Below are 11298 nucleotides of genomic sequence, written 5' to 3' on the forward strand. Positions count from 1 at the left end.
TCGATGCCGGGGCTGCGAGGTCGTCACTTCGTGGTTTCGCCGTCTTCGACAATGGTCAGCTTTTGATTCGATTGAATGGGACCTTCGACCGTCTGCACGATTCCCGAAGGCCAGGTGACGGTGATTTGATCGGCCTGCGTCGCGTCCCCCAAGCCGACATACATCGGCATTCGGCTTTGCGCCAGGTAGCCCGATTTTCCGTCATGGACCGCGATCAGGTTTTTATCCGACAATTGGACATCCACCAAGCAACCGAGCCCATCGCGGTTGGACTGTTTTCCGATTAATTCTACCTGCAGGTAGTTGATGTCGTGTTTGTCGGTCAGATTGTTGGTCAGGACCATCGGGGAGCCGCCGAAATCGTTGGTCACGATGTCCAAATCGCCATCGTTTTCGAGGTCAAACACGACGGAGCTGCGCGACCCGATGGCCGCCCAGATTTGCAGTTTGCCGCTGCGGCCATCACAAAGTCGGTGCCCCGCGTCGGCTCCGTCGCAATCCAGTGTCATCCACAGATGGGCCGTCCCCTTGGCTCGTGGTTCGATACCCAAGATGAATTCACTGTCCAAGAATCGTTTTCCGTGATCGTTCAAGAGCACGGAATTGATGCCGTAGCGGAAATCGTAACTCATGCTTGCCGTCACAAAGACGTCTTCGAACCCGTCGGCATTCAGGTCGGCCACGCTGATGCCCCAAGGCCAGTAGTTTTCCGCGCCGATTTCGTCGGACACTTCGGTGTAAGCGTCTGATTCGCTCTTCAAATAGAACGCATTTCCGAGGATGTGATTGCCATCGGTGCCCAGCATCGAAACCGGCAGGTTCCGAGTCATCTTCTTCTTTTCTTCTTCGGGGGCCACATTATGGACCATGTCGGTGTGCATGTCTGTGACGTAAAGGTCCAGCTTTTGGTCTCGATTGAAATCAAACACCTTGACACCCATCGAGCCCCAGGCGGTGGCGGGAAACAATTCCCGGCTCTTGTTGACAAAGCCTTTTCCTTGCTGGTTTTCGAAATACTGGTCGTGCCCCTGCATGCTGAGCAGGTAGATGTCGGGCCAACCGTCGTCATTGCCGTCGATCGGTGTCGCGTCCCCGGACCAAGAGACATCTTTGAATCCGACTTGATCGTTCACGTTTTCAAACCGTGCGCCGCCCAAGTTGCGGAACAGGATGTTGGGTTCGGCACGGGCCGGGAACAGGTGGCTGGTAAAGGCGGCTTTGTGTGACAGGTAGTAACCGCCTGAACCGCGCTCTTCGGTTGTGAACTTTCCGAAGTTGGTCAGCAGAAGGTCCAGCAAGCCGTCACGGTCATAGTCGAAGAACACCGCAGCGGAGGAGTGTGCGACGTGGTCGAGCCCCGAACGCTCGGAAACGTCTTCGAATTTTCCCGTTCCATCGTTGAGGAACAATCGATTGGCGGCACGTATGCGGGTGACATAAAGGTCCGCGTCTCCGTCGTTGTCCACGTCGGCGAACGACGCCCCACTCGACACCTCGTCCGCGACGGCAACACCGGCCGACTCGGTGATGTTCTCGAATTTCCCGCCACCCAGGTTGCGATACAGTTCGTTGCTTCCCAATTGGCAGACAAAATAGATGTCCAGCAGCCCGTCCTGGTCGACGTCGGCGACCGCCACCGCGGTGCCGTGATCATAATGGGCCGATTTGAAGTCGCGTTTGACGTCCTCGACGACCTTGTCGCTGAACGTGATGCCGCTGGACGACAGGTCGTCGGTGAATTGGAAATCGCAGGTCACTTCGTAGCCGGATGCCAGCGCCCGTTGGGCTTCGGCCCGCGGTTGCAGCCATGCCGGATCGCGGATATCGCGTGGGACGGAAATTTCGGGCATGCGTTCCAGTCGACTGGGGTCTCGTTGGTCCAGCAACGCGCTGATGTCGTCGCGAAGTTTCTGGTTCGCTTCCGGTGACAGGCCTTCGTAGTAACCGCGGATTTTTGAATCTTGGTCGACCAGGACAAACAGCGAACTGTGGGTGATCAGATTGGTCGCGTCCCGGCCGGATTGGACGTCCAGTTTGAACCCGTCTTTACTCAAATCCCAGAGGGTCGCACGGTCGCCGGTCAGAAAGTGCCAGTGCTGGAAATCGGCGTCGGCTCTTGTGCCGTATTCGGCCAGCACCTCGGGCGTATCGAACTCCGGGTCGACGGTGAACGAAACCAGTTCGACCTGGCCCAGTTCATCAGCCCGATGCAGGGTCTGCTGTAATTCGCTGAACGCGGCCGTTTGGTACGGACACGTCGCCCCGCAACGGGTGAAAATAAAGGTGGCGACCCAGACCTTGCCGTCCAGATCGCTGCGTTCGAACGATTTGCCGTGCTGGTTGGTCAGGGTGAAGGCGGGAATTTCATTAAAAACGCGCAGCCCCTGATCGACGGCGGTGCGCCGCGTGCGGTTCACATCGGTTTCGGTGGAAATTTCTGGCGTCGCCCGAGGACCACATCCAGCGAGAGCGACCACGCTCGAAATCACCAGGAAAACCAAGGGATTTCGGTGCGACTGGCGGGGAAATATCATTGAGTTGGGTTGGTTGGCGATGGTGCAGGAGAAAGTTCTCGGACGAGGCGTTTAAATTCTGCCGTACGTTGAACCACAAATTCGCCAATTAGTTCCGAATGGTCGTACCCACACATCTGACTTCCCAACAAAGAGTGCACGCCCGACTCTCCCGTCTCAAAACGAGCTTCGAAATCGAGTTCCGGGGCGGCGACCTCGTACAGTCCCACCTCCGGGATTTCGACCAGATAAACGAAATCCCGACTCGTCAGGCTCAGCCGAACCTCGGTGTTGGCTGGTGCATAGAAATTCCGCGTTCCCAGTCGGTCGTCGGCCGTACCCAATTTGGAATCGGCACCGGGATAGTGAAAGTAAAGTCGATAGTTCGATGCGACAACCTGGACGTCTAAGTGCTCGATCGGTTCGTCGCGCTTGAGGCACAGCGCAACCCCGATCGTGACACTCACGGCGATCAAACCGGCCCCTGCCAACCGTCCGAAGTGAACGTTTCTATAAATCCGACTCACGCGGCGTGATGCTTCAGTGGAAATGGGAGTGACGTTGTTCGGATCATTCTCACAGAGAGCGGCTGAAGGACTCACCCGCCTCGCTGATCCGCTCAGCAAAAAACGATCCACAAATGCCCCGATGCCTTCAGGTGTTATGTTCGCCAAAACGCAAAAATGATCAAGGCGCCATCGCTTCGTTGGGGCGACGTCCACGCCGGGAAACGATCCTCGTCCGGTTCAACCCATCACCTGTCGTTCGGCGCGCCGTTCCGGTTGCTTTCCCCATCCATTCCGTATGAGACGACCAAAGTGGGGGATAGCATGCAAGGTACGGCTGTCCCGACCAACCGACGCGATCAACGAAACTGTCTCATGTGCTTCCCATTCGCTTCCGGGCCGATCGGCCCCGGTTTGTTTCCGCTCGTCTTGTTGTGCAGTTCCACGTTCCTTACGGGAGACCTCATTGCCGGAGAACCGGTTCCCCGGCAATTCCGTGTCTGGACCAGTCCGGACGGCCGCGTGAGCGATGAACTGGCGATCGTGAACTACGACGACAAAAGCCGCATCGTCACGTTCGTTGATCAGACGGGGAAACGTTTGCGGACCGAACTGACACGGCTTTCTGTCGCGGACCAGCACCACATCCTCGCCGACCACGCTCTGACCGACCACGCTCTGACCAACCATGCCCAAACCAACGCGGTGTTGGTCAATACGACCGCCCCGCAAGATCAACAGGAGTTGATGGATGATCAGACGATCGGAAAATTGGGGCTACCCCAAAATGATCAGGTGGTTTACGCCAAGCCACGCCAGTCTTCTGCAGCACCGGTCCAAATCATCACGATGAAGACGGTCACCAAAGAGGTGCAAGTGCCGCAGGTGCAGGAGTACACCGTACTCGTCCCTGAATTGCAGACCACGACGGTGATGGCACCGGTCCAACAGCGCGTCCGCTGTGTCGAGAGCTATGGGTTGTTCCACAAACGCCGTCGCATCGTCTATCGGACCCGAACGGTATTGCGCCCCGTTACCCGTACGCAGACCGTCATGCGGACCGAGACTCGGTCGCGAACGGTGATGCGTAGCGAGACACGCACCGTGGACCTTCCGGTCATCAGAGCGGTCCAATCGCTCAAGGAATCGGGAGGAGAAACCAGACGCGAAGAAGGCATCGAGGTGCCGGCCCCGTTGTCGGCCGGAGCGATCTCGAGCGAGGTCGTTAAGGTGTTCGAGCAAGTCATCAAAGAATTGGTTCCGCCTCCATCCGCTGAATCCTTCAATCCCCGCGGAGTGGACGCGTCGATCGTCGACTACGAGCAGTCCGCCCCGTCGCAGGGGATACGGTACATGATGCGAGTCGAAATCAACCAAATCAATCCTCGGGAAATTGCGCTCGAAACCGGGGTGCTGGATGTGAACAATGCTTCCAAGAGCAAAGAAAGAAACGACCAACTCTTTCAGACTCTCCATGGTCGGCTGACGAACTGATCGATGTCAGAGCAGCCCCCTAGCGTTACCGCCGCGATCGGCCAGTTGTTCAGGTCGATCCGATCGAAGTGGAAAGGCCCACCGGACTACGGGGAGGTCTACCGCCGCGAGCAAGTGGAACCAACAGAGCATTTGCAACAGATCGCCGACAAGTTTGCCGACCGGGGACGTCGGCTCGGTCGTCGCGCCGGCTGGATGCTGGCGTTCAGCCTGCTGTTTATCGTCGGTGGCATCGCCGTCTTTCTCGTGCCCACCGAGTTTACCGACGCGGTTGCTGCCGAACGCGAAGTCGACGAGGCGAGTGAAGTCAAAAGCGGGATCTTGACGCAGGAGGCCGAGGCGGAGGTGGCGTACCTGCGCGGACGCGACTTGTACAACCTGTACGGGATCTTTCACGAACTGGACATGACATTAGGCAACTACCAGCCGGGAGCCGATCTGGCCGGAAGTCCCTTCTATGGCCCGCGAATTCAGTGGGCCCGCGACGCCAGTCGAGAATTGTCAGCATCCGAGCCGACTGACAAGAGGTATCCTTTCGATTCGTTCCAGTATCACCACATTGAGGGAACGACGGCGACCAAGGTTCCCGCCGACGTGTTTCGGCTGGCCGGTCAACAGATGCGGACAAGCGGAATCGATCTCCCCTTTTTGACCATCTCGCTGGAACAGCTGAGTTTGGCGATCGGCGGCGAGGATGAGGAACAGGCTGTTCGAACGTTGCAGCGAGAATTGTTGGCGTTGAGGCCGCTGTACGAGGATGCCAAACGGGAAATGGATCGAATGTTCGTGCAGTTGGACGACGAAGCCAAAAACCGCTTGGCCACGACGGAGCAGTTATTGGAAGCCGAGAAACGGATCTCCGACGCGCTTCTGGAAGTCAATCAAACACAGTCTGACTGGGCAAATCAACCTTGGGTGACCCTGCTGGCCGTCCGGGGTGGCGTGGTCGTGCTGCTGCTCTATCTGACGACGGTGCTGTTGGCGAGTTATCGCTACACGCAAACGTTGTCGGCCTACTATCTCGCCAGGGCAGACGCCTTGCAATTGCTCTCGCACCAAGTCGACGATCGTTTGATCGACGCCGAAGAGCTTCAAGTTCTTCTGCCGCTGCTTTCACCGGACAGCTATCGAATCGACCAACCGCCGGCGCCGTATGAATCGATCGGCCAAGCCGTCGCAGGCAATCGTTGAAACGCTCGTCGGCTCGCGTCCAAGACCGTAAACATGAATCACCACGTCTGGTGCGAGCTGCTCTCAACGAACGTAATTCATTTGGCCTGTTCTGCCCATTGGCGGTCTTCGGCGTGCAGCTTGTTCAGGCTCACTTCGAATTGATCCCCGTTGGGTTTTAGCAAGATAACTCGGTCGTGTCGGGTCGCGATCCATTTGGCAACGGTGGTGTGTTTTCCGTCGGCACTTCGCCAGGTCCGATACTCTGTCGGCGCGTCTTCGATTGACTGGGGAATCCCGTTAGCCGTGAATGCCGCCCACAAATGGGGCATTGACGGCAGCCCTTGTTCTTCGAGCCGCCGGATCGTAGCCAGTTGGGCAAATCGCAGTGACGATGCGGGGCTCTTGCCATCGGATAGCTGGTCAAAGAAGTCCTTCATCAAGCCGGCAGTGATCTGGTCGGGGATGGACCACAACGTCGCCACGACCGTCTTTGCTCCTGCAAGACGAAACGCATGACTCAATCCTGCAACGCCCTCTCCGCTGCTGGTGTTGCCGACGGCGGTCTGACAAGCGCTCAAGACGACGAGTTCGGTCCCGCGAAAATCACAATCCAAGATTTCCAGCCCCGTCAAAATGCCATCGCCCTGTCCACCGAATGCGGTATTGGCATTTGCGAACGCCAGCCCGCATGTCGCCATGGGATGTTGTTCGTGTCGATATTCCGAGAATCCGTGGGTGCTGAACACGGCGATCTGGGGGCGGTTGGCGGTTTTCACGACCGACTCTTCCGCATTGGCCTCGACGAAGACTTGGGGGGCGGCTCCTGACAGGGTTCGCAGATAGGGCAACACCGCTTGCGCTTCCTTGGCGGTTCCCGGCAGCGGCGAAAAGGCGGTGCCAGCCGAGTCGCCGTTGGCATTCTTGCCATAGTCGGGGTTGGCAACCATCACCGGTGCAGAAATCGAATTGACCGGTTCGGTTGACAACAGATCGCGTCCGCTGAGCAGGTACTGAATCTCGTGGTCATCGATCACCCGCTTGCCATTGGGTTTCGTCAGTGCAACGAAAGGGATTCTCCACAATTGATGATCGGGCGAGACGAGCCACTTTGGTGTGGTCATGACGTCGTCGGGCAGCGAATGCAAAACCTGAGTCGACAACGCGCGGAGGTATTGGTTGATCGCAACAATAAAGTTTTGGGGGATCATTTGTCCGTTCAGGCAGGCATGGAATTCGATCAGCGTTCGCGCCAATTTGTCCCAGTCCTCACAGACCACTTCCAATCGGATGTCGCCGCGACCGGCCGGCGGGATGACCCAAACCAGGACCTGCATCCCCCGTTGCTTCGGACCAACCGAGTTCAACCCGTGGTCGATTGAACTGTCCAGTTTGGTGCGCACGCCGGCGACCGCGCATTCCAGCAAGACCGTGTCGTCAGGGATCCGTTCACGTACGTTCGTCAAGTCGCTCCACGGGTTTTGGCGACGTTCGGTCCATCCCGTCGAACCCAGTTTCCAGGACAACTCCGATTCGCGATTCCGGAGCGTTTCGAGTCGGTCTTGAAGATCCATCGCCGTGGACGATGACGTGAGCCCGAGGGTCGGATTCTGGAGGGCGGACAACGTGAGCGATGAGATCTGTTCTCGGACTTCGGAGAGTTGCTCGGCGATTACACGGACCTGGGGATCTTGCGTCGACGCCACCATGCGATGTCGCTCGGCGAGGGCGCGCGTCGAGGCACCCTTGGCGTTCAAAACCCAACCGGCCGATAACTCGACGGCGCGGGGGACGGACTTCAGTCGCACCGCCATCTCCAAGGCGTCGTGAAACGCGGGTTGGAATCGCTGCCGCAAAAACTCTGCCTGCTCGGTCTCCGACAACAACGGCAACGTTCGCGCGACGTAATCCCGAAAGGCTCGCTGGCTCTCATCCATCCCGGCGAGAGCCAGCTCAAATTTCCCCAATCGCTCGAATAGAAGAGCGAGCTGCGCCGCCGCCTGGGCGGTGTCGGGATGCTGCGGCCCCAGTAATCGTTTGGACTGTTTGTATTGTTCCACCAGGGCCGGTTCGAGAGTGTCCCACTGATCGGTCTTGCGGACATCGGCGGCCAGTTCCTTGAGGAGGTCCTGTGTCGTACGGTTCAAAGCACCGTGTTGCTCGTTCGATTGTTTCCATGCCTGGAATTGCCACTGGAGGGCGGCTTGGGGATTCTGAGCATCCGCAACGAGCCGCGCCAGCTGGCGGTATTCGTAGGGGTCAATCACCTTTTCTTTGGACAGTTGGTGGTCGAGGTAGCGTCGATACGTTGCCACTGCGTCGTCGTATTGCCCGACCGCGTTTTGCGTTTCGGCAATTTGTCGCAACAGGTACGTCCAACCGTCACCGAATCGATTGTCCGATTCGGCCATCTGGATCGCCCGCTGCAAAAGTGCCAATGCCCGCTCGTTGTTTCCCAGTACGTTTCGATACGCCAGCCCGCAGTTTCGGATCAGGTTTTGATGTCGGATTGGAGCACGTTGCAGTCGCCGGTTGCCAGCCGCCAACAGGTCTTCGATCGCCTTCTCTGCCTCCTTGACTTTGCCCTGGTCTTTCAGTTCACGAGCTTTGGATTCGATTCCTCGGATCTCTTCCAGAAACAACTCCTCACGTGTCTTCGGCTTGGAGGCGACTTTCGGTTCAACGGGTTCGTGACGATGTTCCAGTGCGGGATCAAAGTCAACGAGCAACGAATCGGTCGACTCACCCAATTTCCAGACCTGTGACAGGCGGCCTTGCTCCAGCCGAACGAGCAGGTACCGTCGGTCCGGCGAGAGCGAAAGGTGGTTGACAAAGAAATACGGATTGCGACGGATTCTGTCGTTGACTTCGGCGGAGGGACACCCCCCGGTGATGTGTTGGTGCCGGCTGCTTAAAACTCAATGGATGGAACTGAGCTGGCCGTGGTTCGGATGAAGACGTCGCTGGCGAGCAAATCGTACAGGCCCAGTGTTCCACCGAGCGCTGTCTGACACCGTTCGATCTGCATGATCCCGTCCTCATCATCTTGCGTCCTTGAGGCAAGCGAGTGTTGTGTGCCGCCGTTGGCAGGCTCGTCGTCTGCCGACGGCCTTTTCCGAGCATCACGATCCGCCGTTCGCTAAGCTCTGTAGCGGGGAACGCGATCGCGGAGGTCACGGGGCGTATCAACGTTTTGGCCGATACCTTTGACGACGGCGAGGTTCTGCAGGAGGGAACGCTGATCGCTCAGATCGATCCGCGAGACAACCAATCGGCGCTTGACGCTGCGAAAGCCGATCTTCAATCCCAGCGGGAACAACTCGAGGAGATCAGCCGATCGATGTCGAATGTCGCAGACTTGATCGCGTTGCGTGAAGAGCAAGTTGCGATCGCGAAATCGGAGCTAGACCGTCTGCGAGAACTGTCCGATCGCAACAACGGATCGCGATCCGAGCTTGAACGTGCCGCGTCGTCCCATTTGGAAAGCAAGACTGCGCTGCAGAATCTGCAAAACGAGTTGCGACTTGATCGTCGGCCACTGGTTGCTGGGCATCAATATTTCGATGCTGAGCATGATCGGACTGGTTTCACTTGCCGGAATTTTGGTCAATGACTCGATCGTGATGGTCGAGTTCATCAAATTACGACTGTCCGAGGGAATGATTCCCATCGAAGCCTTTTCGCAGGCGGGACGAGATCGGTTTCGTGCCGTCGTGCTCACGACCGCAACAACCTGCATGGGGCTAATGCCGATGCTGTTGGAAACAAGTATGCAAGCGACCGTGTTCAAAGGACTGGTCGTCGCGATCGTCTTCGGCGAGCTGTTCAGCACGACGATGATCCTGATCTTGATTCCGTGCAGCTACAGCGTCTTAGGTCAGGCCGGACTGCTGGCAACCAACGATGTGAATGCAGACGCCGTATCGGTTACCGGGTGATCCATCAATTCGATTGGTTTCCGGTCCGCTGCAGTTCCGACCGGCGGTGCACCAACCAGCCCAGAACGAGCAACTCGTTCAAGGGACGCGGTGAACCACCGATCAAAACGTCTCAATGGTACGTCGGACGCGGAGACCGCGTCCGCTGTACCCGGCGCGCGATTACTCGTCCTCTGCGCCCGCTCCCGGTTCCGGTTGCGCATCCAACTCTTCCATGCTGATGTCCAATTCAGGATTTTCGGCAAGGAAGGCTTCGATCTCATTCGAGTTGGTTGAGACCGTTGGAGCCTTTTCGCTGCATCCGAAAATGCAGCAGGCACACACTAGAACCGAGAGGAGTTTGATGGTTGATGACATGGTTGAAATCATTCTCATTGGGAAGTGGTAAGTGGTTTGCGATAGAACAGCGTGGATCACGGGAAGTCTGTGAGGACTTCACCTGAGGCTCGTGTTCCGAGTGCTCCCCACAGACCGTAAGGGCTCTCGATGCCGGGCGTAGAATCGGGATCGGTGTGTTGCGCATGGACCCCCACTTGGCCTCGGCTGACATCTCCCGCTTCGATGGAATCGGTCACGAAGGTGACCGAACCGTCGCCCATCAAGACGTGGCACCCGCCTTGGTGGCGGCTGCTCGGTGGGGCGACGACGATCGACACGGCATTGGAATTGCCACACAATTCGGAGTTGGGCGGCAAAATCGTCAGCACTTGCGTGTACAGCGGCAGCAGCGACGACCACTTGAACCCGCGTTTTTCTTCCGCGCTTCCGGACAATCGGTTGGGGGCAGGCGTGCTCGACCAGAATCGTGGACGGTCCGGGTCAAGACTTTGTCGACAGTGGATGTTGCCGCCCATGTTCAGAATGTTGATGGAGGAATCGAGCAGATGGGTTCTGGAATCCCGATCGCCGAGGTCCGTCGCGATCTCGCCCATGAAGATCGTGTTGGAAAGTCCGTCCAGGATGTCTCGGAATTTGGAATCGAGTTGAACGGCGAACGCGCCCCGCTGTGACGCCTGAACGCGCGAATACATCGGCGGCGTTCCACCAGACTGCCGGATTCCGGTCAATCGGTTCAACGCGCCACCGAATCCGGTGTCGCAAGAGTCACCCGTGCACATTGCGTAGTTCGTGCGTCCGGATGCGGGAAGTCCCACGCCCGGATCACTCGGGCATCGCAGCGTCGGAATTTCGGTCAACCATGGATCGTAGTTGCCCTGCGACAAATGGGCCGACAGCGGCATGCCTGGCCACGGACCCATCGGGTTATACGTCTTTGTGTTTCCAGAGGAGTCAACGGTTTGGAATGGGTTTCTGATCTGATCCCAAAGTCCTTGTTGTTCGAAGAAGGCGGTTAATCCGACCAGTGCGGACAACTCAATTCGGTTGTTGCCGCGAACATCGCTCGCCGCACGCCCGGCGTGAGGACCCTTGGTTCCTCCTCCATGCGGAGGCAGCTGCTTGTATGCCGAGTGGTAGTTATGAATGGCCAGTCCGATTTGTCGGAAGTTGTTGCTGCAACTCATTCGCCGCGCCGCTTCTCGAGCGGCTTGAACAGCGGGAAGCAACAAACCGACAAGGATGCCAATGATGGCGATTACCACCAATAACTCGACAAGTGTGAAACCACGTTTCAGTGTTCTGACCTTCATGCGGGTCCTCTCCTCTCTCACTCCGTTT

At 57.6% G+C, this 11298-nt stretch carries 8 protein-coding genes; 3 read left to right on the plus strand and 5 right to left on the minus strand.

Annotation, left to right across the window (positions count from 1 at the left end):
• Positions 1-23: 23 nt before the first annotated feature.
• Both TBK1r_RS03120 and TBK1r_RS03125 read right to left on the minus strand, forming a co-directional pair.
• Complete coding sequence (locus TBK1r_RS03120; protein WP_419580916.1) at positions 24-2417, minus strand: FG-GAP-like repeat-containing protein; 2394 nt, start codon at positions 2415-2417, stop codon at positions 24-26.
• 113 nt (positions 2418-2530) lie between these two features.
• Entirely contained in the window at positions 2531-3235 is a 705-nt protein-coding gene (locus TBK1r_RS03125; RefSeq protein ID WP_419580917.1) for a cupredoxin domain-containing protein, read from the minus strand.
• Positions 3236-3394: 159 nt separating this feature from the next.
• Here TBK1r_RS03125 and TBK1r_RS03130 point away from each other — a divergent pair, with 159 nt between their 5' ends.
• Entirely contained in the window at positions 3395-4513 is a 1119-nt protein-coding gene (locus TBK1r_RS03130) for a hypothetical protein (RefSeq protein WP_145207489.1), read from the plus strand.
• Positions 4514-4516: 3 nt separating this feature from the next.
• On the plus strand, positions 4517-5704 hold the full coding sequence (locus TBK1r_RS03135) for a hypothetical protein (protein ID WP_145207490.1): 1188 nt from the start codon (positions 4517-4519) through the stop codon (positions 5702-5704).
• A gap of 77 nt (positions 5705-5781) precedes the next feature.
• Here TBK1r_RS03135 and TBK1r_RS03140 read toward each other — a convergent pair whose 3' ends face one another.
• A complete protein-coding gene (locus TBK1r_RS03140) occupies positions 5782-8433 on the minus strand; it encodes a CHAT domain-containing protein (RefSeq protein ID WP_145207491.1) in 2652 nt (883 codons plus the stop codon).
• 711 nt (positions 8434-9144) lie between these two features.
• On the opposite strand from TBK1r_RS03140, the gene TBK1r_RS03145 reads away from it, so the two are divergent.
• Positions 9145-9621, plus strand: a complete 477-nt coding sequence (locus tag TBK1r_RS03145) for an efflux RND transporter permease subunit (protein ID WP_145207492.1) — start codon at positions 9145-9147, stop codon at positions 9619-9621.
• Positions 9622-9783: 162 nt separating this feature from the next.
• Here the strand turns inward: TBK1r_RS03145 and TBK1r_RS03150 are convergent, their stop codons facing one another.
• Complete coding sequence (locus tag TBK1r_RS03150; protein WP_145207493.1) at positions 9784-9978, minus strand: hypothetical protein; 195 nt, start codon at positions 9976-9978, stop codon at positions 9784-9786.
• Between the two features lie 56 nt (positions 9979-10034).
• Positions 10035-11270 (minus strand): DUF1559 domain-containing protein, encoded by a 1236-nt coding sequence (locus TBK1r_RS03155; protein ID WP_145207494.1) that lies wholly within the window; start codon positions 11268-11270, stop codon positions 10035-10037.
• Positions 11271-11298 lie beyond the last annotated feature (28 nt).

This window comes from Stieleria magnilauensis (assembly GCA_007753675.1).
Taxonomy (GTDB): Bacteria; Planctomycetota; Planctomycetia; order Pirellulales; family Pirellulaceae; genus Stieleria; species Stieleria magnilauensis.

Bases quoted from the DNA above. Each gene is read 5' to 3' on its own strand.
- TBK1r_RS03130 (WP_145207489.1), top strand. From the start codon at position 3,395: ATGTGCTTCCCATTCGCTTCCGGGCCGATCGGCCCCGGTTTGTTTCCG.
- TBK1r_RS03135 (WP_145207490.1), top strand. From the start codon at position 4,517: ATGTCAGAGCAGCCCCCTAGCGTTACCGCCGCGATCGGCCAGTTGTTC.
- TBK1r_RS03150 (WP_145207493.1), bottom strand. From the start codon at position 9,978: ATGTCATCAACCATCAAACTCCTCTCGGTTCTAGTGTGTGCCTGCTGC.
- TBK1r_RS03155 (WP_145207494.1), bottom strand. From the start codon at position 11,270: ATGAAGGTCAGAACACTGAAACGTGGTTTCACACTTGTCGAGTTATTG.